Raw genomic sequence first — 24119 nt, 5'->3', positions numbered from 1 at the left:
GCCCCGGGGTTTACAAAATCGACATCCAGCAGGGCAATGTCGTCACGCAGGACATGATAGACCAGTTACGCCCGGGAATGACCCGTCGGCAAGTACGGTTTATCATGGGTAACCCTCTGCTGACCGACACGTTCCATGCCGATCGCTGGGATTACCTGTATAGCCTGCAACCGGGTGGTGGTGAACGCCAACAGGAACGCATAAGCGTTATCTTCAACCCTAATGACCAGCTTGTCAGCCTGTCGGGCGATTTTATGCCCGGTGTGAGCCGCGACGAAGCCATTCTCGGCAAGGAACCCGGCACTACTGTGACCGCTCCTGCAGAAAACACCGAGAAGCCAAAACCGGAAAAACCGGTGAAACCAGGTTCGCTGCTGGACCAGATCCAGAAGGACGTAGACGGTGTAGAAACCGTTCCAGTCCCGAGTCCGGAACCACTGGACACCACGCCGCAATAATTTGCGACGCAATAAAAAACCCGGCATGTCCGGGTTTTTTATTGTCTGGCGTTTGATCAGATCACTGATTGCGCGCTTTGGCCTCGGCAGCCTTGGCGGCACGCAAGCGGCGGACCTCTTTGGGATCGGCGAGCAGCGGTCGGTAAATCTCGATGCGATCACCCGCCTGAACCACGCGGGCATCGGGATCAGCGATCACTTTGCCGAAGATTCCGACCGGACATTCGGCCAGATCCAGCTCAGGAAACTCGGCACCTACACCGGATTCGAGCAGAGCGGCCCGAACCGTAGCGCCCGCTGGTACCGCCACAGCCAGCAACACCTGACGATCGACGGCGGCATACACCACCTCAACCTCGATCACCGGCTCAACCATGCATCTGCTTGGCGCGCTGACAGAACGCGTCCACCAGAGTGTTTGCCGCCTGATTGAACAAAGGCCCCAACGTTGCGCGCACGATTGGCCCGGCGTAGTCGAACGACAGGTCCAGGCTGATCTTGCAGGCCTTCTCGCCCAATGGCTTGAACACCCAGACGCCATGCAACTGGTTGAACGGACCTTCTTCGAGATTCATCTCGATCGAATGCCCGGGCACCAGCGTGTTGCGCGTGACGAAATGCTGACTCAAGCCACCCTTGGCCACACCCACACTGGCACGCATGTGCTCGGGGGAGCTTTCCAGCACTTCGGCCGCGGAGCACCACGGCAGGAACTCCGGATAACGCGCCACGTCGTTGACCAAGTCATAGAGGGCTTGTGCCGGATACGGCAACAGGGCCGAGCGTTGAATATGTGTCGTCATGTCAGCGTCACTTCCACAGCTGGGCGGCAAACACTACGAGAATGCCGATGGGCGCCACATAGCGCATCAAAAACAGGGACAGGTTGAACAACATCGGGTTGCGGATCGACAACTCATCGCGAACCGCTTCACGCCCCATGATCCAGCCTGCAAATACCACGAAACACAAACCACCGAGTGGCAGCATGATCCGCGAGGTGAAGAAGTCGATCACACCGAAGAAGTCCAGGCCACCGGCCGCACCCCATTGGTAGAGATGAAACATTCCACCTTCGTTCACGAAAAACTTGGCTTCCTTCCATATATTGAAGGAAAACACCGTGCCCAGACCAACGAACCAGCAGGTGAATGCCAGCCAGAACGTCACCCAGGCGCGGCTGATTTTGGTGCGCTCAACAAGGTAAGCCACCATCGGTTCGAGCAAGGAAATGGCCGAACTCCAGGCGGCAACCGCCACCAGTACGAAGAACACTACGCCCATCAACTGACCGAACGCTACGTTACCAAAGGCAAATGGCAGGCTTACAAACATCAGACCAGGGCCTTCGCTCGGGTTCAGGCCCGCGGCGAACACAATCGGAAACAATGCCAGCCCGGCTACCAGCGATACGAAGGTATCAAGCAACGCCACACCGACCACAGTGCCGGAAATCGACGAGTTCTTCGGCATGTACGCGCCGTAGATCATGATCGAACCCACGCCCACGCTCAGGGAGAAGAACGCGTGCCCCATGGCGGGCAACAAGCCGTCGAGGACTTTTTCCGGGTGGAAGTCGAACATGAAATGCACCCCCTCCATGAAATGCCCGGTGGTCATGCTGTAACCGAGCAGCACAATCACCATCACGAACAGCAACGGCATCATGATTCGCAGGCTGCGCTCGAGCCCGGCGACCACGCCTTTGGCGATCACCACGGCGGACAACAGCATAAAAATCGTGTGCCAAAGTGTCAGGCGCCAAGGATCGGCGATTACATTGCCGAAATAAGCGCCGACCTGATCCGCCGTCACGCCCTGGAAATCGCCCCGGCCCATGTCGATGATGTAATCCAGCGACCAGCCGCCGACCACGCTATAGAAAGACAGGATCAGCAACGCCGTGATCATCCCGGCGAATGCGCCCCAGGACCACTTGCCGGAATGCCCCGCCTCCTGCGCCAACACCTTCAGGGCATTCGCCGGACTTTGGCGCGCGCGGCGGCCGATCAGGGTTTCAGCCAGCATGACCGGCACCCCGATCAGCGCGATGCAGGCCAAAAACATCAGCACAAAGGCGCCGCCGCCATAGACGCCGACCATGTACGGGAATTTCCAGATGCTACCCAGCCCCACGGCCGAACCGGTCGCGGCGAGTATGAAGACCCAGCGGCTAGCCCAACTGCCGTGGACAGAAACCTTGTCTGTCGACATCGTTATCACGCCCAAGCGTTCAAAAAAGAGGCCGCATTGTCCGGGATTCAATCAACCTGCTCAAGCACGTAGCGATACCGTAGCCGACTCGCGCGCAACTCCCTATAATGCCGCCCCTATGGCTAAACAGAAGAAACACCCAACAGGGACCATCGCGCAAAATAAAAAGGCGCGACACGATTACTTCATCGAACATAAGTTCGAGGCTGGTCTGGTCCTGGCCGGCTGGGAAGTAAAAAGTCTGCGGGCAAGCAAGCTACAGCTTGTTGACAGTTACGTACTGCTCAAGGATGGCGAAGCCTGGCTGCTCGGCAGCCACATCACGCCGCTGATGACCGCCAGCACCCACGTGATTGCTGATCCGACCCGCACCCGTAAATTGCTGCTCAACCGCCGCGAGCTGGAAAAGCTCGCCGCCGCCGTGCAGCAAAAAGGCTATGCCTGCGTGTGCCTGTCCTGGTACTGGAGCAAGCACATGGTCAAGTGCGAGATCGCTCTGGGCAAGGGCAAGAAGGAATACGACAAGCGTGATACCGAACGCGAACGCGACGCCGGTCGCGAGTTGCAGCGTGCGGTGCGGAACAAGGGCAAGGAAGATTAATCTTTCTCCTTGAGATCGCTTTCGCGGGCAAGCCTCGCTCCTACAGAAGAACGTAACCCTGTAGGAGCGAGGCTTGCCCGCGAATGTTTCACCACCCATCTTCCTGGCTACATCCCCTTGCGTCGCTCCGCCCGAGCCATGCGCTGCACTTCCTGACGCACCTCCTCCAACACTTCCTGCACATACAAAATGTGTCGGCTGGAGACTTCCCGCGCCTGTTCCGCACGCCCTTCGATAATCGCCAGGTACAACTCCCGATGCTGACTGATCAACATGTCGCGGGTCTCGGTGCGCTGCTTGTACATCCCACCAATGTTGGTCACCACATTGCGCTTGAGCAAATCGAACAGCCCACGAATGGTGTGCAGCAGCACAGCGTTATGACTGGCCTCGGCGATGGCCAGGTGAAATTTCGCATCCGCCGCGCCCTCTTCCAACCGGCTCACTTCATCGTGGCGTGTGTAGCAATCCTGCAATTCTTCGAACGCCGCCGTCAGCCGCTCGCGATCCACATCGGTGGCGCGCAACGCGGCGTAATAAGCGCAGGACGCTTCCAACGTATGGCGAAACTCCAGCAGATCACGCTGCGCCTCGGGGTTGCTTTCCAGCAGATGCAGCAGCGGATCGCTGAAGGTCGAGCCGAGGGAATCCACCACATAATTGCCGCCGCCCTGGCGACTGACCAGCAAGCCTTTGGCCGCCAGCTTCTGAATCGCTTCGCGCAACGAAGGGCGTGACACGCCGAACTGCTCGGCCAACGCGCGCTCGGCCGGCAGACGCTCACCGGACTTCAGCGTGCCCTCGAGAATCATCCCCTCGAGCCGCTCGACAATATCGTCAGACAAACGGCGCTGACGAATCTGATCAAACCCCATAACTCAATTCTCCACGATCCCGGCAGCTCGCCGGGCTCTCTATTCTGGCCTATCGGCGCTGTGGCAGCACCTACCAGACGACGCTTGATCGAACAGATCAGATGCGTTGTGCACCGCTTATTCGACAAAAGTTTTAGGGCGGCAAATTGACACACCCCATACAAGGCTTTTACCCTAGCCAACAGCGATTGTAAATTGGTATTACCAATTAACCAAGAACGCTGACAGTGCCTGACCAACAACAATTAGGGGCCACCCCATATGCAAACCTGGCAACAGCTCTACAGCCCGCTCGGCAGTCTCGGCGTGTCCGCACTCGCGGCCGTCATCCCCATCGTATTTTTCTTCCTGGCCTTGGCCGTGTTCCGTCTCAAAGGCCACGTGGCCGGCAGCATCACCCTGGCCTTGTCGATTGCCGTAGCGATCTTCGCCTTCCAGATGCCGGTAGACATGGCCTTCGCCGCGGCCGGATATGGCTTTGCGTATGGTCTGTGGCCGATTGCGTGGATCATCGTCGCGGCGGTGTTCCTCTACAAACTGACGGTCAAGAGCGGCCAGTTCGAAGTGATCCGCAGCTCGGTGCTGTCGATCACCGACGACCAGCGCCTGCAAGTGCTGCTGATCGGCTTCTGCTTCGGCGCGTTCCTGGAAGGTGCAGCCGGCTTCGGCGCGCCGGTAGCGATTACCGCCGCACTCCTTGTAGGACTTGGTTTCAACCCGCTGTACGCCGCCGGCCTGTGCCTGATCGCCAACACCGCGCCTGTCGCGTTCGGCGCCCTCGGCATTCCGATCATCGTGGCCGGGCAAGTGACTGGCATCGACGCGTTCAAGATCGGCGCCATGACCGGCCGGCAACTGCCGCTACTGTCGCTGTTCGTGCCGTTCTGGCTGGTGTTCATGATGGACGGCCTGCGCGGCGTGCGGGAAACCTGGCCGGCCGCATTGGTCGCGGGCTTGAGCTTCGCCATCACCCAATACTTCACTTCCAACTTCATCGGCCCGGAACTGCCGGACATCACATCGGCCCTGGCCAGCTTGATTTCCCTGACGCTGTTCCTGAAAGTCTGGCAGCCAAAACGCGCTGCAGGCCAGCACATCGCCGGCGCTGTTTCGGCATCCGTTGTGACCGCCAGCGCCGGTGGTTTCGGTCAGCCGCGCAGCACCGTGGCGTCACCGTACAGCCTGGGTGAAATTTTCAAAGCCTGGTCGCCGTTCCTGATCCTCACCGTGCTGGTCACCATCTGGACCCTGAAACCGTTCAAGGCAATGTTTGCCGCCGGCGGCTCGATGTACAGCTGGGTGTTCAACTTCGCCATCCCGCACCTGGACCAAATGGTGATCAAGGTCGCGCCGATCGTGACGGTTCCGACCGCCATTCCGGCGGTGTTCAAACTTGATCCGATTTCCGCGACCGGTACGGCGATTTTCTTCTCCGCACTCATCTCGATGTTGGTGCTGAAGATCAATTTCAAAATTGGTCTTACCACCTTGAAAGAGACCTTCTACGAACTGCGCTGGCCGATCCTGTCCATCGGCATGGTGCTGGCTTTTGCGTTCGTCACCAACTACTCGGGCATGTCATCGACCATGGCCTTGGTGCTGGCGGCAACCGGCGCGGCGTTCCCGTTCTTCTCGCCGTTCCTCGGCTGGCTGGGCGTGTTCCTGACCGGCTCCGATACCTCATCCAACGCACTGTTCAGTTCGTTGCAAGCAACCACCGCGCACCAGATAGGTGTCAGCGATGTGTTGCTGGTGGCCGCGAACACCAGCGGCGGCGTGACCGGCAAGATGATCTCGCCGCAATCGATCGCCGTGGCCTGCGCCGCGACGGGGCTGGTGGGCAAGGAATCGGATCTGTTCCGTTTCACCCTCAAGCACAGCCTGTTCTTCGCCACGATCGTCGGCCTGATTACCTACGTCCAGGCCTATTGGTTGACCGGCATGCTGGTGCACTAAGACTACGAGCAACACGGAAAAAACCGACGCCGGACCACGATTCCGGCGTCAGCTATTCACTACCCGGTCTGTAAGGCTGCTGAAAGCTTGCCGCTCTATATTCAGCAGCCTCAACGGACGGATAACCGGGACCACCCGGAGACACGCCTGATGAGCGAGCTTTTTTACAACGCCGTGCCGAACGCGACCCGCGTCGCCCCGCCACTGCCCAAGCCTCGGCAATACCCCAGCGAAAAGCCGTCACGGGTTTACCTGTTCGGGACCTGCGTGGTGGATTTGTTCTACCCCGAAGCCGGGATGGACGCGATTCACCTGCTGGAACGCGAAGGCATCCGTGTCGACTACCCGCAAGGGCAAAGCTGCTGCGGACAACCGGCCTACACCTCGGGTTACACCGAACAGGCGCGGACCGTGGCGCGCTCGCAACTGGCGCTGTTTGCCGGGGATTATCCGGTGGTGGTGCCGTCGGGTTCTTGCGCAGGCATGTTGCGTGAACACTACGCCGACTTGTTTAAGGACGAGCCGGACACGCTGAAACAGGTTCAGGCGCTCGCAGCCCGGACTTATGAGTTGGCGGAATTCTTGCTGTTTGTCTGCAAGGTACAGCTCAAGGACGGCGGCGAACCGGTCAAAGTGGCGCTGCACACGTCGTGCTCGGCACGTCGCGAGATGAACACGCACCTGCACGGCCGCGAGTTGTTGGCGCAGTTGGGCAATGTGGAACGGGTCGAGCACAGCCACGAAAGTGAATGCTGTGGCTTTGGTGGGACTTTCAGCGTCCGTATGCCAGACATTTCCGGCGCGATGGTGGCTGACAAGACCCGCTCGTTGAAGGAATCCGGCGCGCACCAGGTGCTGAGTGCCGATTGCGGTTGCCTGATGAACATCAACGGTTCGTTGGAGAAACAAAAGGAAGCGCTGCGCGGCCAACATCTGGCCAGTTTCCTGTGGCAGCGCACCGGGGGTGTTCAATGAACGCTTCCGTGATTATTCCTACGGTTACCGTGGAAGAAGATTTCCGCAGCCGGGCTCACGAGGCTTTGGCTGACACGCAATTGCGAAACAACTTTCGCAGTGCGATGGATTCACTGATGACAAAACGGGCAGCGTCTTTCAGCGATGCCCACGAAAGAGAAAATTTGCGCGTGCTGGGCAATGCTGTCCGCGCCCGTGCGTTATCCAACTTGCCCGACCTGCTCGAGCAGCTTGAACAGAACCTGACCCGCAACGGTGTGACAGTGCACTGGGCGGAAACGGTGGACGAGGCCAATGGCATCGTCCTCTCGATCATCCGCGCTCACGAGGGGCGGCAAGTGATCAAGGGCAAATCGATGGTCAGCGAAGAAATGGAGATGAATCATTTCCTCGCTGAACAGGGCATTGAATGTCTGGAATCGGACATGGGCGAGTACATCGTCCAGCTCGACCACGAGAAGCCTTCACACATTATTATGCCGGCGATCCACAAGAATGCCGGTCAGGTCGCGTCCTTGTTCCACGACAAACTTGGCGTGGAATACACCAAGGACGTTGACCAACTCATTCAGATCGGTCGCAAGGTCTTGCGACAGAAATTCTTCGAAGCGGACATCGGCGTCTCCGGCGTCAACTTCGCCGTGGCCGAAACCGGCACCCTGCTGCTGGTGGAAAACGAAGGCAATGGCCGCATGACCACGACGGTCCCGCCGGTGCACATTGCCGTGACCGGCATCGAAAAAGTCGTTGAAAACCTGCGGGACGTGGTCCCTTTGCTGTCGCTGCTGACCCGCTCCGCGTTGGGCCAGCCGATCACCACTTACGTCAACATGATCTCCGGCCCGCGCAAGGAGCATGAACTCGACGGCCCGCAGGAAGTGCACCTGGTATTGCTCGACAATGGTCGCAGCCAGGCCTTTGCCGACAGCGAACTGCGCCAGACCCTGAACTGCATTCGCTGCGGCGCGTGTATGAATCATTGCCCGGTCTACACTCGAATCGGCGGCCACGCCTATGGGGAGGTTTACCCTGGGCCTATCGGAAAAATCATCACCCCGCACATGGTCGGCCTGGCGAAAGTCCCGGACCATCCGAGTGCCTCGTCGCTGTGCGGTGCCTGCGGTGAAGTCTGCCCGGTAAAAATTCCGATCCCGGCACTGCTGCGGCGCCTGCGGGAAGAGAACGTCAAAGCCCCGGACAGCCCACATAAAGTCATGCGCGGCCAAGGCAGCAAGTACTCGCGCAAAGAACGCTATATCTGGAATGCCTGGGCGAAACTCAACAGCTCGCCGACGCTCTATCGTTTGTTCGGCTTCTTCGCCACTCGCCTGCGCGCCCTTGCGCCAAGCAACGTTGGCCCATGGACGCAAAACCACAGCGCGCCAAAACCCGCTGCCCGCTCGCTGCATGACATGGCCCGCGAGCATTTGGCCAAACAGGGAGACCGTTGATGAGCGCCAAGCAAAATATCCTCGCCAAATTACGCAATAGTCTGACCGGAACTACACCGGTACCTGACGAGTTCGACGTCGAACTGCTGACCGCGCCTTACACCTACACGCCTGAGCAACGCATCCCGCAACTGCGCAAACTGATGGAAGCGGTGCACACCGAAATTCATCTGACCTCGGGCGAAGATTGGCCCGAGCTGCTGGCGCAACTTTTAAGGGATCGCCAGTTGCCGAGCCTGTTGATCGCGCCAACGACACCTCACGGTCAACGCATCACACAGCACTGGTCGAAAAATCCCGGCCTGCCGACGCTCAAATCCTACGATCGCCCAGTCGAAGAATGGAAAGCCGAATTGTTTAACGACACCCCGGCCAGCCTCACCACCACACTCGGCGCAATCGCCGCGACGGGTAGTCTGATTCTCTGGCCGACACGGGAAGAACCGCGCCTGATGAGCCTGGTGCCGCCGGTACATTTCGCCCTGCTCAAGGCCAGTGAAATCCGCGACAACTTCTATCAAGTGCAGCAGGAATTCGAGTGGGCCCAGGGCATGCCGACCAACGCCTTGCTGGTGTCCGGTCCGTCGAAGACCGCCGACATCGAACAAGTGCTGGCCTATGGCGCCCACGGTCCGAAAGACCTGGTGGTATTGATCCTGGAGGACCAATGACCCTACCGGCGGCTTTCCTGCGTGATGCGCAGCAACTGATTCCCCAGGACCGACGTTTCGATGATCCGCTGTCGACGTTGGCCTTCGGCACCGACGCCAGTTTCTACCGGTTGATTCCACAACTGGTGATCCGCGTCGAGTCCGAAGACGAAGTGGTCGAGCTGCTGAAACTGGCGCAACGAGATCAGGTCCCGGTGACGTTTCGCGCGGCCGGCACCAGCCTTTCCGGGCAGGCCATCAGTGATTCGGTATTGATCGTGCTCGGGGATAACTGGAACGGTCGCGAGATTCGTGGACAAGGCACGCAAATCCGTCTGCAACCCGGCGTGATCGGCGCCCAGGCCAACGCGTGGCTGGCGCCGTTTGGACGCAAGATCGGTCCGGATCCGGCCTCGATCAACGCCTGCAAAATCGGCGGCATCGTCGCCAATAATGCCAGCGGCATGTGCTGTGGCACGGCGCAAAATACTTATCACACCTTGGCCGGGATTCGCCTGGTGCTGGCCGATGGCAGTCGTCTCGATACCGAAGACGCCGCCAGTGTTGCCGCGTTTCGCCAGAGCCATTCCGAACTGCTGGAGCGTCTGGCGACATTGGGCCGCGAGACCCGCGCCAATTCCGAACTGGCTGCAAGAATTCGCCACAAATATCGTCTGAAAAATACCACCGGCCTGTCGCTCAATGCGCTGGTGGATTTCGACGAGCCTGTGGATATCTTGAGCCACTTGCTGGTGGGCTCCGAAGGCACGCTCGGCTTCATCAGCGCAGTGACTTACGACACGGTGATCGACCACCCGAACAAAGCGTCGGCATTGATCGTTTTCCCGGATGTTGAAACGTGCTGCAACGCCGTGACCGTGCTGAAAAACCAACCGGTGTCAGCGGTGGAGCTGCTGGATCGCCGCAGTCTGCGCTCGGTGCAGGACAAACCCGGCATGCCCGCTTTCGTACAGCAGCTGTCGAATAATGCCTGTGCATTGCTGATCGAATCCCGCGCCGCATCGCCCACTTTGCTGCGCGAACAGCTGGCACAGATCATGGCGTCCCTGGCTTCCTTCCCGGTGGAGAAGCAAGTCGATTTCACCGAGGATCCAGTGGAAAACGCCCGGCTCTGGGCGATCCGCAAGGACACCTTTCCGGCGGTCGGCGCAGTACGCAAAACCGGGACCACGGTGATCATCGAAGACGTGACCTTTCCGGTGGAACAACTGGCCATCGGAGTGAACCGCCTGATCGAGTTGTTCGACAAACATCACTACGACGAAGCGATCCTTTTCGGACACGCACTGGAAGGTAATCTGCACTTCGTCTTCACTCAAGGCTTCAACAATCCGGAAGAAGTCGCACGCTACCAGGCGTTCATGGATGACGTGGCGCAACTGGTGGCCGTGGAATTCGGTGGGTCGCTTAAGGCCGAACACGGCACCGGTCGCAACATGGCGCCCTTCGTCGAACTGGAATGGGGCAGCGATGCTTACCAGTTGATGTGGCAACTCAAACGCCTGCTCGACCCGAACGGCATTCTCAACCCCGACGTGGTGCTCAGCAACGACCCACAGATTCACCTCAAACACTTGAAGCCGCTGCCCGCCGCCGACGAAATTGTGGATAAGTGCATCGAGTGCGGCTTCTGCGAGCCGGTCTGCCCGTCGAAAGGACTGACCCTGAGCCCGCGCCAGCGCATCGTTATCTGGCGTGATATTCAGGCGAAAAAACGTGCCGGCGTCGACACCAGCGAACTCGAAGCGGCTTATGAATATCAAGGCATCGACACCTGCGCCGCCACCGGGCTATGTGCGCAACGTTGCCCTGTAGGAATCAATACCGGCGAACTGGTGAAAAAGCTTCGCAGCCGTAAGGCGACGCATACGAAAACCGCCAATTGGCTTGAAGGAAATTTCGCCACTGCGCTGCAAGGTGCGCGTTTCACTTTGCACGTCGCCAACGGTGCGCGGATGTTGTTGGGTGCGCCACGATTGGCAAAGCTCTCGGCAACGCTGACGCGATTGTCCAAAGGTCAGGTCCCACAATGGACCAACGCCATGCCGCAGCCGGAAAAAGCCATTCGCTTCAGCCCGGTCGTGTCGGACGAACGCCCTCGGGTGGTGTACCTGGCGGCCTGCGTCTCGCGGGCAATGGGTCCGGCGGCGGGTGATAAAGAGCAGATGTCGCTGTACGACAAAACCCGTGGGTTGCTGGAAAAGGCCGGCTACCAGGTCGTCTTCCCGGACAACCAGGACAACCTCTGCTGCGGTCAGCCGTTCGCTTCCAAGGGCTACGCCGAACAGGCCGAACACAAACGCCAGGAACTGATTGGCGCGCTGCTACACGCCAGCCGCGGAGGGCTCGATCCGATCTACTGCGACACCAGCCCCTGTACGTTGCGGCTGGTTCAGGACCTCGGTGAAGTGCGCCTGGACCTGTACGATCCGGTGCGTTTCATCCGTACGCATTTGATGGAGCGTCTGGATTTCACACCGCAGGAAGCGCCGATCGCGGTGCACGTCACCTGCAGCACTCAGCACTTGGGTGAGAGCCAGGCGTTGATCGATCTGGCACGCAAATGCAGCAACAACGTGGTCATTCCCGAAGGCATTCACTGCTGTGGATTTGCCGGTGACAAGGGTTTCACTACGCCAGAGCTGAACGCGCATTCACTGCGCTCGCTCAAGGAGGCGGTGCAGCATTGCAGCGAGGGGATTTCGACCAGCCGCACCTGTGAGATTGGCCTGACGCAGCACGGAGGAATTGACTACCACGGGTTGGTCTATCTGGTGGATCGGGTGACCCAAGCGAGGGTCATGCAAGAAAAATAGAACCCTGACGAACCGCCGTAGTCCACAGATTAAGCCCGGTAAATGCCGGGCCTTACCCAAACTCGGCAGCCCGTCCTGATGGCCAGCGATGCCTGGACCCTCAGTTCAAGGAGATACACATGAAACGTTCTGTACTGTTAGGTCTGTTCGTTACTGCTTCGCTGATGGCATCCACCTCGTTTGCCGCCGAAGACCTCTGTGCGGTCAACTTGAAAACCATCGAAAATGCCAAAGCTCAGATCTCTCCGGAGATGACTGAGCAGGTACAGGCTTCCGTCGAAAAAGCCAAAGCCGATCACGCGACGAACACCAAAAAAGGCACTGAAGATTGCATCGCCGAAACGACCCAGACGATTCAGGATATTCAGAAGTCCAGTGACGGCGGCAAACAATAGTCCCCGACAAGGCCAACCTTCGGGCTGGCCTGCTTCGCAGACGCTGATGTAAAGCACACAGGCTTGTTGCTCATCTGAATTCAGAGGGCAACAGGCCTGTCGTCGTTCACGATTCTCAAAACCGAATTACTTCGCAGCGCCGTGGTCTTTTAAGTAGGCCCCATCCATCGTGGCCAGTTTTCAGACCTCGGCCGAGCCGCCCGCTCATACGGCAGCACCGAGACCATCAGTCTTAGGAGATATCCATGAAACGTACCGCACTCGCTGGTCTGTTCATGTCTGCTGTTATGTTGGCCTCTCCCGTATTTGCTGCGGACAACAACCTGTGTACAAGCAAGCTGCAAGAACTCGAAGCCAAAGTGAATTCGCTGCCAGCGACCTCTCCCAACGCACCGGAGATCAAACGACTGCTGGCCAGCGCCAAGGCTTCGCAAGCCTCAAAAGACGACAAGAAATGCGCCACCGAGGCCAGCCAGGCATTGTCGATGGCAAACTGAGCAGCGAACCCTGATCACTCGCGGCTAACCTTCGGGTTGGCCTTCTGACGCGCGTTGGCGTACACTGCACACGTCTGTTGCTCACTTGATTCACCGAGCAACAGACACGGGGCCGTTTAGGATTCGACGCCGGTCGCGAAACTTTAGGTGCATGCCGAGTTGGTAACAGAACTCGTAAATCCACTGTTGCAACTTCTTATAGTTGCCAATGACGAAACCTACGGCCAGGAATTCTCTCTCGCTGCGTAAGCAGCTTTAGACCTGAGCTTCTGGTACCTTCGGGTCCAGCAATCACCAGGGGATGTCTGTAAACCCAAAGTGATTGTCATATAGAACAGAATCGCCGTGCAGTACGTTGTGGACGAAGCGGCTAAAACTTACACAACTCGCCCAAAGCACCCTGCCCTTCGGGTCGCTGAGGGTTAACTTAATAGATACGGCTACGCATGTAGTACCGACAGCGGAGTACTGGCGGACGGGGGTTCAAATCCCCCCGGCTCCACCAAATATGAAGCAAACCAAAACCCGCCAAGTGCGGGTTTTGTTGCATCTGGGGTTTGATGATTAAAATCCCCTGTGGGAGCGGGCTTACACGCGAAGAGGTCAGCCAGACCAACATACTTTCGGAGAAGCCAGTGAACCAAGCCCTCCTTATCATCGACGTGCAACCCAGCTTCGCACCGCCCCAGTGGCTGATTGACGGCATCCAGTCCCTCATCGGCACGCTCCCAAGCATCGCCACGGTCGAGCGCCATGACGAAGCCAAAACCCCGTTCCAGAAACAACTCGGCTGGCACCCGGCACCGGACGACGACAGCCTGATCCAGGCCGATCGCATTTTCATCAAGTACGGTTATGCGCCGCCTCCGGAAACCATCGAATATTTGAAAAGCCTGAAGGTGGATCGGGTGTTGGTCTGTGGGTTGCAGACTGAAACTTGCTGCCTGGCGGCCGGGTTTGCGCTGTTCGATGCGGGATTGCAGCCGACGTTGATCACGGATCTGACGGTGGGATCGTCGCTGGATCGGACGGGTGGGTTGGGGGTGCGGCTTTGGGAGCATCATTTCGGGCACACAGTGAGCTCGCGGGATCTGTAATTCCTACTTAGCACGTCCTAGGAAATTTCCCTCAAGTTGTGTCGAACTCCATGAAGTATCGGGCAACCAGCCGAGAAGATAACCTCCGATTTGTGCTGCAACCCGGCGAACGGTTTTGACAGACCGTAAAGCGTAGGGACACTCAATCTTTCGGAGTTCTTCCATGAAAAAGCCCCGCTTGACCTTGATTAAAAATCCGAACTTCTCAGATTCGGACGCCCTCGATCTGAACGAACTCACCCAAGCCGTCGAACACTATCGCAGCGTTCGCCAGAGCAACCCCAGACCACCTGTTCCGGCGCGAAATATCTACGTCGTCAACCCGGATATCGACGCACGCTCCCTGCTCGCTTACGCCAGCGAGAACCTTGCCTTGGCGACGTCTATTGCTGCCGACCTGACCACCCAGCTCGAAGATCCGCATCGCAGCGTGGCATACGCGATTCATCGGCTGGCTGGTTTGGCAGAATTGTCGCTCAATCAATTGCTGGCAAAAATCGAAGCGTCTGAGTCCGGGATCAAACCGGTCTGATGCTGAGTGGGCGCATTCGCTAATCAACTAACCGGTTCATCAACCAAAAAAATGGCACCTTGCGAGAATATCCCTGGTGCCTTTGTGTTTGAACGGAATACCGCTAGCCCGAAGACTCAACAGAAGGTTTCACAAACTGTAACTTTCTGTCGAGCACCCACACGGGCAAACCCGAGCGGCTGGAAATTCGTTTTGTTCATGCCTTTCGGCAACATGGCGTCAGCCTGCAAGCTATCCGCAGCGCCTCGCAACAAGCCAAAGAAATGTTTAACCAAGCTTACCCATTTACCTGCAAGCGCTTTCAAACTGATGGCCGAAGCATCTTTGCGACCGTTTTGAGTGAAACGGGAGATGAGGCGCTTCTGGACCTGGTCAAGCGGCAGTACGCGTTCGAGCAAGTCATCAAGCCTTCGTTGTATGAAGGCATCGATTACACCGGATCAGGTGATGCTCAACGTTGGTATCCGGTAACGCGCAGTAAGGCCATTGTTCTAGACCCTTCCAGAAATTTCGGAAAGCCCGTTCTCACTACCGTGGGAATCGACACGGCAGCTATTTTTAGTGCTTATAAAACTGAAGGTCAGAGTACCAAGCGTGTAGCACTTCTATACGAGATCCCCACTTCCTCAGTTGTGGCAGCCGTACGTTTTGAGCAGAGCATGGCGGCTTGAAGTTCCTATTGGATAATAATCTGCCACCCGCCTTGGCCCGTGCGCTGAATGAACTGACCAAAGCTCACGCTGAGGGGCATTCGGTATTGCCTTTAAAAGATAAATTCCCACAGGGCACCGCAGATATCGAGTGGATTTCAACGCTAAGCGATGAAGGCGGATGGGCTGTCATTTCTCAAGACAAATTTACAAAAGGTGATATCGAAAAGAGAGCGTTCCGCGAATGCGGACTACCTATTTTCTGCCTGGCCAAGCACTGGGGGAACGAATCCTATTGGAACAAAGCCCATAACCTGGTGCGTTGGTGGCCCGCGATCATGAATCAAGCCGAGCTGATCCGCGGCGGAGCTGCCTTTCGCGTGCCGTGGAAATTCCCCGCACACGGAAAGTTTGATCAGATAAAGATGTAAAGCCCGGCCTCCACCGGGCTTTTTTCACTTCGACGATTACAACGTCACCCCGAGCCCCTTCTACACTCACTCCGCACACGCCCTCCCCAACGCGGACCGAATCCCCCATGACCACCCTCAAAGACCGCCTCAAACAAGGCAAGGACGCGCGAAAGACCTGCCCCCGCAACACACAATCGGCCTTGGGCAATATTGACCGCGACCCACTGCCGCTGATCAAGGCATCCAGCGAGGGCCGGATAAAATCGCTGGTCGAATTGCGCTACGGGCGCATGCTGGTTTCCCCGTTCACCTTCTATCGCGGCAACGCCCTGCTCCAAGCCCATGACCTGGCTGGCACGTCGAGCATGGGCCTGATTTCGCCGATCTGTGGCGACAGTCACTTGATGAACTTCGGCGGTTTTGCCACGCCTGAACGCAATCTGCTGTTCAGCGTCAACGACTTCGACGAAGCGCATCCGGGGCCGTGGGAGTGGGACCTTAAAAGGTTGGTGGCGAGTTTTCTGATTGCGGCGCGGGATCTGCGTCATGGTGAGACGGTCGAGGAAGATGTCTGCCGCCAAGTGGTCGCGGCCTATCAGAAGACCATGACCGAGTGCGCCGAACAAAGCGCCCTGGAAACCTGGTACGAGTCCATCAGCTACGACGATTTGCTGGAGCAAGCGAGCAAAGCCACCTTGGAACATGTGGAGCGAGCCATCGAGAAAGCGGAGCGCCGCACCCATGCCGAGTTGCTGCCAAAAATCTGTGAGCGTGATGCCCACGGCCGTTTGACAATTCGCGATGACTTGCCGGAAATCTTCCACCTGCACACCACCACGACGTTGCTGGATGCCGACGATGACTGGCTGCGTCTTTCGGATTGGAAGCCACTCTACGAAACCTTCATGGGCGACTATCGGGCCACGCTGCAAGCGGACCGTCGTGAGTTGTTGTCGCGATTTCATGCCCACGACATGGCATTCAAAGTGGTGGGTGTGGGCAGTGTCGGCACCCGTTGCCTGGTGGCGCTGTTGACTGACGAACAGGAGAACCCGTTGTTCCTGCAATTCAAGGAGGCGCGACGCTCGGTGCTCGCCGGTTACGTCAAGACCAAGTCGCGGGTGCAGCACAACGGGCAGCGTGTGGTGAACGGCCAACGGCTGATGCAATCGGCCAGCGATCTGTTCCTCGGCTGGACCACCGGGCCGAGTGGTCGACACTTTTATGTGCGCCAATTACGCGACATGAAAGTCTCGGCGGAGCTCGAGACGTTCGATGCACCCACCTTCGCCGCCTACGCACGCACCTGCGGCCGCGCCTTGGCCCGAGCCCATGCCAAATCCTCAGGACAAGCCGCGCAGATCAGCGGCTACATCGGTAAAAGCGATGCACTGGCCGATGCGCTCTTCAAGTACGCCGAAGGCTATACCAAACAGAATGAGCAGGACTTCGAGCGCTTCCAGCAGGCGTGTCGCAAGGGTCGCTTGAGGGCGCGTTCAGATGCCGATTTTGCGGCGGATCATCTGCCCTAGAGGCCGCTATTGGCCGAGGCGTTAACGTAGATGAATTTTTCTTCACCCTATCGCCCCGCGCCAACCGGTACATTGCCCTCGCTCATTCAAGAAACTACGGTTTGCCCGCCCTCCCGCGGGCTTTTTTTTGCCTGTCGAATGGCCCCCGACGGCTGCGCCTACAGGTTTTTCAAGCGATACAAGTAAGTGTCCTGAACGCCATGACTTGTAGTCTGCCGTGCTCGCGCAAACACCCTGATCAACTGAAACCCTGCCGCCACCGCCAGCCGCTGACTGGGCAGGTTGGCTGAGGATGTCGTCAGGTAAAACGTCTGGTCAGGCAGGCTTTTGACCAACGCCTCCAGCGCCCGGCGCATGTAACCTTTGCCCGAAAACTCGGTGTTGACCCAATACCCCACCTCATGGCGATTGCGCCCCCGAGGCTTCAGGCCTATGCAGCCAATGATCGCCGGGCCCTGATCCGCGACGATAAAAAACCGCCGCTCGCCTGTTTCGCTGTTGAAGTCATCGACCGAGCGCAGCATGAACGCCCGCGCTTCATCCTCGCTGGTATAGGGCTTGGCCCAGGGCAGAAACTCCGAATGCGCTGCAAAACTGAGATTCAGCGCATCCTGCAATGCTGTGCACAAGACGGGGTCCGGCGCCCGCAAACTCATAAAGGGCAGATCCGTTGGTAACGAGAACTCCATATTTCATCCTTAAAACAGCGTCCGTCAGCAGCGACGTTTAGATATTTGTGCAGCAAGTCGTGGAATTTTGTAGACCCTACAGGATTGAAAGCCCCTGTTTGCGGGGCGTGATTTTATCGTTGATGCAAATCACGTCCCCCCTCCCCATAGGGTGTACCATCAAGTTCTGTCAATCAGATATCAGTTAGCCATGTCCACGCTGAGCGAAGAGAGCCGCCAGATCGTAGCTTCTCTGGCGCACCGTGTTGGTCCCAACGCTGACACCGCAAGGATTGCCCAGGCGATCGTTACCACCTTGCAGGATATGAACGCAGCCCTGACGCCGATCATCGGCCAGCAAGGGGTTGTCGCGCTATACCGTCGCAGCCTCCATCTGTGCGCTTCCACTCATCCGCGTCTGGCCGACACCTTTGGCAGTGTCCAGGCCGCGCTGGATCTGATTGCCCTCAAATCCGTACTCGTCGAGCAAAACGAAGTCGATGCGCTGTTTTTCGGTGAAGTGTTGCTGACTACGTTTTACGAGTTGCTGACCACGCTGATCGGGCCCTCGCTCACCGCACGTTTGCTTCGTAGCTGGTGGGAACCTTCTTTGAGCGACACCCCTTCGCAGGAAACTTTGCCATGAGCACCAAAGTGACTATCAACCGTCTGGCCACCGGCGTGCCAGGCCTGGACGAGGTGCTGGGCGGAGGTTTGCCGGAATTTTCGTTCAACCTGATCGCCGGTCCTCCTGGCTGCGGCAAAACCACGCTGGCACATCAGATGATGTTTGCCTTGGCAACGCCTGAACGCCCGGCGTTGTTCTTTACCGTACTCGGCGAACCGCCGCTGAAGATGCTGCGTTATCAGCAGCAATTCGACTTTTTCGACAGCGAAGCGATCAATCAGTCGATCCGCTATGTAAACCTCGCCGACGATACCCTCGCCGGTGATCTGGACGAAGTATTGCGGCGCATCGTCAGCGAGGTAGAGGCTCACTCGCCGTCGCTGGTGTTTGTCGACTCGTTCCGCTCCGTGGTCCTGGCCAGCCAGACCCAGGACAACCCCAACAACAACCTGCCGCAGTTCGTTCAGCAGCTCGGCATGTTGATGACCACCTGGCAGGCGACGACCTTCCTGATTGGCGAATATTTCACCGAAACCGACACCAATCCGATCTTCACCGTCGCCGACGGCCTGATCTGGCTGCGCCAGAGCGTTCAACGCAACTCGATGGTGCGCAAGATGGAAATCATGAAGATGCGCGGCCAGCCGACATTGCCGGGGCTGCACACCTTCCGCATTGCCACATCGGGGATCAAGGTCTTCGCGCCTGCCCCACTCACTCCGGTGGAAACACCGCTGGAATTCCCGATCAAACGCCTGAAAATGGGCGTGCCGCAGCTCGACGAGATGCTCGGCGGCGGTTTACCCCGGGGTTATTCGTTGCTGGTGGCCGGGCCGTCGGGTTCGGGCAAAAGCATTCTGGCCGCGACCTTCCTTGCCGAAGGCGCGCGCAATGGCGAAACCGGCGTGATCGCGGTGTTCGAGCAACGGCCCAACCATTCGCAAAACGCGACGTTGGCCAGTTTGATCCAGAAGGGTCAGGTCGGCCTGGTGGATAGCCGTGCACCGGATCTGTCCATCGATGAAATCGTCCAGTTGCTGCTCAGCGAGATCCGCCGACTCAACGCCACCCGGGTAGTCATCGATTCGTTGTCGGGATTCGAGCTGGCACTGGCGCCGACCTTCCGCGACGACTTCCGCGAGTCGCTGTCGCGCATGGTCACCGCGCTGACCAGCGCCGGGGTCAGCGTCCTGATGACCTCCGAGCTGGAAGACCGCTACACCGACCTGCGCTTCAGCCCCTACGGCACAGCGTTCTTGACCGACGCCATCATCGTGCAACGCTACATTGAAGTAGAGAGCCGTCTGTTGCGCATCATGGCGGTGGTCAAGGTACGCGCCAGCGCTCACTCCGATGAGCTGCGCCAGTACCACATTGACGATAACGGCCTGCAAATCGGCGAGATGCTGCCGGACCAGGAAGGGCTACTCGGCGGCCGGCCGACCCGGCAGCGCAGCAAAGACAAGGTGTAAGCCAGGATCATGACAGAGGCCAATGGCACGAACGCACAAGCGATGGCTACGGCTGCTCGCGAGTTGTTCCTGCTTGGCCAGAAAACCGTCGAAGCCCGCGCGGTGCTGGCGGCGCTGCAGAAAGAACTGAGCGACACCAACAACCGTTTGGTGGACGCCCAGCAAATCGAACAACTGGTCGAAGCCAATCAGCAATTGGTGCTGGCGATTCTGCTGGCGCAAACGGACGCGGAAAAACCCCAGCGTTCGAAAGAAGAGCAACGGCTGTTCCTGGAGATGCGCGAGGCCAATGCACAATTGGTGATAGCCGCCCTCAGCGCGCAAAACCTGCAAGCCTCGGCAGAACATACGCTGGCGCAGCAACGCAACATCCTTACCCTGGTCGCCCATGAATTGCGCAACCCGCTGACGCCCATCAGCATGATCGCCGGCCGCCTGGTACGGGTGCCCGCCGAAGAGCTGCCGCGCATGCAGGCGCTGATCGAAAGCCAGGTGGCGCACATGTCGCGGCTGGTGGACGACTTGCTCGACGTGTCCCGCGCCAGCACCGGCAAGTTGCGCCTCGATTGCGAGATCGTCGACATGGTGCAGATCATCCAGAGCGCCATCGACGTGTGCAGGCCGGTGATGAACACCCGACACCTGCACTTCAACGCCGAACTGCCCGCTCGCGCGCTGTCGGTGGACGGCGATCCGGTGCGCCTTACGCAGATCCTTGGCAACCTGCTGGGCAACGCGGCCAAATACACACCTGCCGGGGGTAATGTCACGCTGTCGGTCACGACTACGGACGATGTGCTGGAGATGCGCATTTGCGATGACGGCATCGGCATTTCCGCGCAGGCCCTGCCGTTTATCTTCGAGCCGTTTGTGCAGGACGTGCATGCCATCGGCTTCAACGGCGCGGGCCTGGGCATCGGCCTGACCGTCGTTCGCGAGTTGGTGGAAGCCCATGGCGGCACCGTCGTCGGCATCAGCGACGGCGATGGCCGGGGCAGCACCTTTATCGTGACATTGCCGCTGGTGATTTGAGTTTTTCCGCCGGCCACGCAATGCTTGCGCATCGACCGCGTAACCCGGAGCGCCCATGCCGCTGCTGACCCTGCCCTGTAAACGCCTGACGCTGGCTGTCCTCGCCCCTGAAGAGGCGGCGCTGGAAAGCGACTTCTATCGGCGCAACCAGCGGCACCTGGCCCGATGGTCACCGATTCGCCCCGCCGACTACCACAGCCCTGAACGCATCCGCCCGCGCCTCGAAATACAAGCCAGCGCTTTGATCGCCGGTTTGGCGGTGCACTTCGCGCTGCTGGATCCGGACAGTGGCCAGATGATCGGCGCGTGCAACTTCAGTGGCATCACGCGCGGCGCGTTCCAGGCCTGCTACCTCGGTTACCACATCGACGAAGCCCATCAAGGCCAAGGCTTAATGCAGGAAGCACTGGAAGTGGGCATCGGCTACATGTTCGATGAACAGAAACTGCACCGGATCATGGCCAACTACATACCCGGCAATGAACGCAGTGCGCGGCTGCTGGAACGCCTGGGATTTGAACGTGAGGGCTACGCCAAGGCTTACCTGAGCATCGCCGGACGCTGGCAGGATCATGTGCTGACAGCGTTGATCAATGATCGATTTGAAACCCCGGAGCAGCGCTGGTCCAGACCGCTCAAGTAATACTTCGCAGCCGTTCACAATTTGTTAAGTATTCACCCCGTATGCTCGGGCTTCCCGTTCCCCTGTCCGGTAGCCAGAAGCCCATGTCACGAGCCGTCTCCTCTCTGTTTCTGCTTGCCGCGCTGCTGTTTTTCTTCGCCCTGGGCAATCATCAACTGCAAGGTTCCACCGAAGCCCGGGTCGCCGGGATCGCCATGGAAATGCACGTCGATAATGACTGGGTGACGCCGCGCCTGTTTGGCGAACCGTTCCTGGAGAAACCGCCCCTGAGCTTGTGGCTGGATGCCGGAGCAATCCGTGCATTTGGCGGTACGCCGTGGGCCGTGCGACTGGCGTCGGCGTTTGCCGGATTGTTCAGCGTGATGCTGTTGTACGGCATGCTGCGACGGTTTGGCCGCCCCAGAGCCGTGGCCTGGACCGCGGGTTTTATGCTGGCAACCATGGCCAGTTACTGGAGCAACACCCGTGGCGTCGGTGAGGACGGCTTGCTGACCCTAGGCGTGACCATGGCGTTGCTGGCGTTCTTCCAGGGGTTGCGGCAATCGACCGTCGGCACCTCGCTGCTGTTTGTCACCGGGATTACCATCGCCACCTTGAGCAAAGGTGTGCTGGGCCTGGCCATGCCGGGGGTGGTGATCTTCGCGTTCTTGCTGGCCGAGAGCCTGATGGATAAACGCCTGAAGGTCGGCGACTGGCTGCGTCCGGGCCTGTTGACGCTGGTGGGTTTGATCCCGCTGCTGATCTGGCTCGTCGTGCTGTATCAGCGTGGCGGTGCCCATGCCGTCACCGAAGTGCTGTTGACCAACAGCGTCGGGCGCTTCAGCGGCTCCTTCGTCGAGGCCGGGCATTACGAGCCGTTCTATTACTACCTGATTAAACTGCCCCAGGCCTTTCTGCCCTGGAACATTTTGGTGTACCTGGGGCTGTGGCACTTTCGTAAAAGCCTGATGGCCAATCGGTATTTGCTGTTTTTCACGGTATGGATATTGGCGCAGTTCCTGATGCTGACCCTGGCGTCGAGCAAGCGCACGGTGTACCTGATGTCCCTGGCGCCGGCTGCTGCGGTTATTGCTGCCGAATATGCGCGGGTGTTGTACGAAAAGTTGCAGGCCCACGAAGGCGCTTCGAGCCTGATCGGCCGCATTGCACGTCACCGGCATGCTTTGATCGGCGGTTTGTTGGTGGTAGTGCTGGGTTGCTACCTGATCAGTGCGCAATGGCTGCTGCCTCATGCGGATCGCAAGTTGTCGTTCGTGCCTCTGGTCGAGCAGATTCAAGCGCTGCAAGCCAATGGGCAAAACGTCGCGTTGTTCCAGGCCGATGAGCGGGTCGGTGGTGCCAGCGTGTTTTATACCCAGCGGGTGCTCAAGGGGTTAGACACTGAGGCACAGTTGCATGCGTTTCTGACGGCTTCACCGACTAACGTGGCGGTCATGGCGGGTGCGAGTGAGCCGGTGGCGCCGTTGAAGGTGCTTAAGGTCATGATGGTCGGGCGGCAGCCGTATTACTTCGTTGGGGAGTGATATCGCGTTATCGTTCTTCGCGGGCAAGCCTCGCTCCTACAGATCCAGAGATCCCCTGTAGGAGCGAGGCTTGCCCGCGAAGACAATCTCCCAGCCACCGCAAGCCCCAAACCAGACAACAAAAAACCCGCCACCCTCGATCAGAGGCTGGCGGGTTTTGTCATTCAAACTATTGGTCAGCCAGCAACCTGCGCCTGCGCAACCGGTTCTGCCCGCTCATGCCTCTGCAACACCGGCACTTCCAACCGCGCCCGCCCATAAAACGCCAGCGCCGTCAGCAAACATGCCAGCCACACAAAGATCCCCGCCCAGAACGTGTGGGACATGTAGTGCCATCCCTGCAGGACCCGCGTGGTGCCATAGATGAAACCCAGCAACAACGATCCCCACATCACGGCTTTCGAAAAACGCCAACGGTAACGACGCGCCACAAAATACAACGCCAGCATGGTGAACCCGCCCGAGGCATGCCCGCCCGGCCAGCAGCGACCGTCGCCCGCTTCCTTGAATAGCTGGAAGTTGTTGTACCACTCCACATGGGCAAGTTTGCCGCCATACAGGGTCGTCTCAATCGGGCAATACACGCTGGTGTGGGCCTTGAGGAAATGGATCACTCCGGTGCAGATGGCAAAAGCGAACACCACAAACAGAAAATCCCTACGGTGCCCGTGGGCAAATCGCAGCACCGGCGCGACTTTACTGCGTTCAAGAAAACCGCCAAGCCGAGGACGCTTTTGCGGATTGATCAGCGGCCAGACAAACGACAGCATCGCGCCGATCAATGCGATTTCCGCCGTCCAGTTCGGAATAATCCGCGCCCACTTGTGAGTGAGCTTTTCAAAGAAGTGCACCTTGTCCAGCGGGAAGGTCTGGCTGACCGGATCAAACAGCAAATTGCTGAAGGCGATGTCGATGTTGGTCATGTCGAACATCAGGAACACCACCGCCGCGCAGGCCAGTGGAATACCGAAGTTCACCCAGTAAAAGCGGTAAGGGGAAACAGTCTGCATTGTCAGTCCT

The 24119-nt window shown here is 58.5% G+C and carries 24 protein-coding genes, 1 other RNA gene and 1 pseudogene; 20 read left to right on the top strand and 6 right to left on the bottom strand.

Annotation, left to right across the window (positions count from 1 at the left end; all coding sequences use genetic code 11):
• Nucleotides 1-458 (top strand): outer membrane protein assembly factor BamE (locus ACIOYV_RS31460; protein WP_401330126.1); only part of this gene is annotated, 458 nt, incomplete at its 5' end.
• Nucleotides 459-519: 61 nt separating this feature from the next.
• Here the strand turns inward: ACIOYV_RS31460 and ACIOYV_RS31455 are convergent.
• Genes ACIOYV_RS31455 through ACIOYV_RS31445 form a run of 3 tightly spaced genes read right to left on the bottom strand, consistent with a single transcriptional unit; the run spans nt 520 to nt 2672 of the window.
• Nucleotides 520-834, bottom strand: a complete 315-nt coding sequence (locus ACIOYV_RS31455; protein WP_401330123.1) for an RnfH family protein — start codon at nt 832-834, stop codon at nt 520-522.
• Nucleotides 827-1261 (bottom strand): type II toxin-antitoxin system RatA family toxin, encoded by a 435-nt coding sequence (locus ACIOYV_RS31450; protein WP_054050071.1) that lies wholly within the window; start codon nt 1259-1261, stop codon nt 827-829. Before ACIOYV_RS31450 ends, ACIOYV_RS31455 begins: the two co-directional genes overlap by 8 nt.
• A gap of 7 nt (nt 1262-1268) precedes the next feature.
• Nucleotides 1269-2672 (bottom strand): sodium-dependent transporter, encoded by a 1404-nt coding sequence (locus ACIOYV_RS31445; RefSeq protein ID WP_054050073.1) that lies wholly within the window; start codon nt 2670-2672, stop codon nt 1269-1271.
• A gap of 118 nt (nt 2673-2790) precedes the next feature.
• On the opposite strand from ACIOYV_RS31445, the gene smpB reads away from it, so the two are divergent.
• Nucleotides 2791-3273, top strand: a complete 483-nt coding sequence (gene smpB, locus ACIOYV_RS31440) for an SsrA-binding protein SmpB (protein WP_007900551.1) — start codon at nt 2791-2793, stop codon at nt 3271-3273.
• A gap of 107 nt (nt 3274-3380) precedes the next feature.
• Here the strand turns inward: smpB and ACIOYV_RS31435 are convergent, their stop codons facing one another.
• Nucleotides 3381-4148 carry an FCD domain-containing protein gene (locus ACIOYV_RS31435; RefSeq protein WP_163908333.1) on the bottom strand — a complete coding sequence of 256 codons (768 nt, stop codon included), beginning with the start codon at nt 4146-4148 and terminating at the stop codon, nt 3381-3383.
• A gap of 261 nt (nt 4149-4409) precedes the next feature.
• On the opposite strand from ACIOYV_RS31435, the gene ACIOYV_RS31430 reads away from it, so the two are divergent.
• The 13 genes and pseudogenes from ACIOYV_RS31430 (at nt 4410) to ACIOYV_RS31370 (ending at nt 17133) form a co-directional block, all read left to right on the top strand.
• Entirely contained in the window at nt 4410-6104 is a 1695-nt protein-coding gene (locus tag ACIOYV_RS31430) for a lactate permease LctP family transporter (RefSeq protein ID WP_265043110.1), read from the top strand.
• 150 nt (nt 6105-6254) lie between these two features.
• The gene (locus ACIOYV_RS31425) at nt 6255-7079 is read left to right on the top strand and encodes a (Fe-S)-binding protein (RefSeq protein WP_290025581.1); all 825 of its coding nucleotides are present in this window, start codon (nt 6255-6257) and stop codon (nt 7077-7079) included.
• The gene (locus ACIOYV_RS31420) at nt 7076-8530 is read left to right on the top strand and encodes a LutB/LldF family L-lactate oxidation iron-sulfur protein (protein ID WP_401330117.1); all 1455 of its coding nucleotides are present in this window, start codon (nt 7076-7078) and stop codon (nt 8528-8530) included. The genes ACIOYV_RS31425 and ACIOYV_RS31420 overlap by 4 nt, the downstream gene beginning before the upstream one ends.
• Entirely contained in the window at nt 8530-9201 is a 672-nt protein-coding gene (locus ACIOYV_RS31415) for a lactate utilization protein (RefSeq protein ID WP_265043108.1), read from the top strand. The genes ACIOYV_RS31420 and ACIOYV_RS31415 overlap by 1 nt, the downstream gene beginning before the upstream one ends.
• Nucleotides 9198-12017 (top strand): FAD-binding and (Fe-S)-binding domain-containing protein, encoded by a 2820-nt coding sequence (locus tag ACIOYV_RS31410; RefSeq protein WP_401330114.1) that lies wholly within the window; start codon nt 9198-9200, stop codon nt 12015-12017. Before ACIOYV_RS31415 ends, ACIOYV_RS31410 begins: the two co-directional genes overlap by 4 nt.
• Before the next feature lie 119 nt (nt 12018-12136).
• Entirely contained in the window at nt 12137-12412 is a 276-nt protein-coding gene (locus ACIOYV_RS31405) for a hypothetical protein (RefSeq protein WP_163908323.1), read from the top strand.
• Nucleotides 12413-12657: 245 nt separating this feature from the next.
• A complete protein-coding gene (locus ACIOYV_RS31400; RefSeq protein WP_054050090.1) occupies nt 12658-12909 on the top strand; it encodes a hypothetical protein in 252 nt (83 codons plus the stop codon).
• A gap of 108 nt (nt 12910-13017) precedes the next feature.
• Nucleotides 13018-13414, top strand: a transfer-messenger RNA (tmRNA) gene (gene ssrA, locus ACIOYV_RS31395).
• A gap of 130 nt (nt 13415-13544) precedes the next feature.
• Nucleotides 13545-14006, top strand: coding sequence for an isochorismatase family protein (locus ACIOYV_RS31390; RefSeq protein WP_401330110.1), 462 nt, complete (start codon nt 13545-13547; stop codon nt 14004-14006).
• A 163-nt stretch (nt 14007-14169) separates the two neighbouring features.
• Nucleotides 14170-14538 (top strand): DUF6124 family protein, encoded by a 369-nt coding sequence (locus ACIOYV_RS31385; protein WP_401330107.1) that lies wholly within the window; start codon nt 14170-14172, stop codon nt 14536-14538.
• A 173-nt stretch (nt 14539-14711) separates the two neighbouring features.
• Nucleotides 14712-15209: pseudogene (locus tag ACIOYV_RS31380) on the top strand (DUF433 domain-containing protein); the annotation flags it as partial.
• Complete coding sequence (locus ACIOYV_RS31375; RefSeq protein ID WP_401330105.1) at nt 15206-15619, top strand: hypothetical protein; 414 nt, start codon at nt 15206-15208, stop codon at nt 15617-15619. The pseudogene ACIOYV_RS31380 and the gene ACIOYV_RS31375, both read left to right, overlap by 4 nt.
• 107 nt (nt 15620-15726) lie before the next feature.
• On the top strand, nt 15727-17133 hold the full coding sequence (locus tag ACIOYV_RS31370) for a DUF2252 domain-containing protein (RefSeq protein WP_401330102.1): 1407 nt from the start codon (nt 15727-15729) through the stop codon (nt 17131-17133).
• 158 nt (nt 17134-17291) lie between these two features.
• On the opposite strand, the gene ACIOYV_RS31365 is transcribed toward ACIOYV_RS31370, so the two are convergent.
• Complete coding sequence (locus tag ACIOYV_RS31365) at nt 17292-17822, bottom strand: GNAT family N-acetyltransferase (RefSeq protein WP_401330099.1); 531 nt, start codon at nt 17820-17822, stop codon at nt 17292-17294.
• Nucleotides 17823-18012: 190 nt separating this feature from the next.
• Here ACIOYV_RS31365 and ACIOYV_RS31360 point away from each other — a divergent pair, with 190 nt between their 5' ends.
• From ACIOYV_RS31360 to ACIOYV_RS31340, 5 genes are all read left to right on the top strand, one after another.
• Nucleotides 18013-18447 carry a hypothetical protein gene (locus tag ACIOYV_RS31360; RefSeq protein WP_239511939.1) on the top strand — a complete coding sequence of 145 codons (435 nt, stop codon included), beginning with the start codon at nt 18013-18015 and terminating at the stop codon, nt 18445-18447.
• Nucleotides 18444-19901, top strand: a complete 1458-nt coding sequence (locus tag ACIOYV_RS31355) for an ATPase domain-containing protein (RefSeq protein WP_163908277.1) — start codon at nt 18444-18446, stop codon at nt 19899-19901. The genes ACIOYV_RS31360 and ACIOYV_RS31355 overlap by 4 nt, the downstream gene beginning before the upstream one ends.
• Nucleotides 19902-19910: 9 nt before the next feature.
• A complete protein-coding gene (locus tag ACIOYV_RS31350) occupies nt 19911-20933 on the top strand; it encodes a sensor histidine kinase (RefSeq protein ID WP_401330095.1) in 1023 nt (340 codons plus the stop codon).
• 55 nt (nt 20934-20988) lie between these two features.
• On the top strand, nt 20989-21576 hold the full coding sequence (rimJ, locus tag ACIOYV_RS31345; protein WP_401330092.1) for a ribosomal protein S5-alanine N-acetyltransferase: 588 nt from the start codon (nt 20989-20991) through the stop codon (nt 21574-21576).
• A gap of 83 nt (nt 21577-21659) precedes the next feature.
• Nucleotides 21660-23099, top strand: a complete 1440-nt coding sequence (locus tag ACIOYV_RS31340) for an ArnT family glycosyltransferase (protein WP_401330090.1) — start codon at nt 21660-21662, stop codon at nt 23097-23099.
• A 176-nt stretch (nt 23100-23275) separates the two neighbouring features.
• Here ACIOYV_RS31340 and ACIOYV_RS31335 read toward each other — a convergent pair whose 3' ends face one another.
• Nucleotides 23276-24109, bottom strand: a complete 834-nt coding sequence (locus tag ACIOYV_RS31335) for a phosphatase PAP2 family protein (protein WP_401330087.1) — start codon at nt 24107-24109, stop codon at nt 23276-23278.
• Nucleotides 24110-24119: the final 10 nt, after the last annotated feature.

It is taken from the genome of Pseudomonas sp. NPDC087342, from assembly GCF_044744265.1.
GTDB lineage: Bacteria > Pseudomonadota > Gammaproteobacteria > Pseudomonadales > Pseudomonadaceae > Aquipseudomonas > Aquipseudomonas nunensis.
Note: the sequence above shows the minus strand (reverse complement) of the source record. Positions and strands in the feature narration are given on the sequence as shown.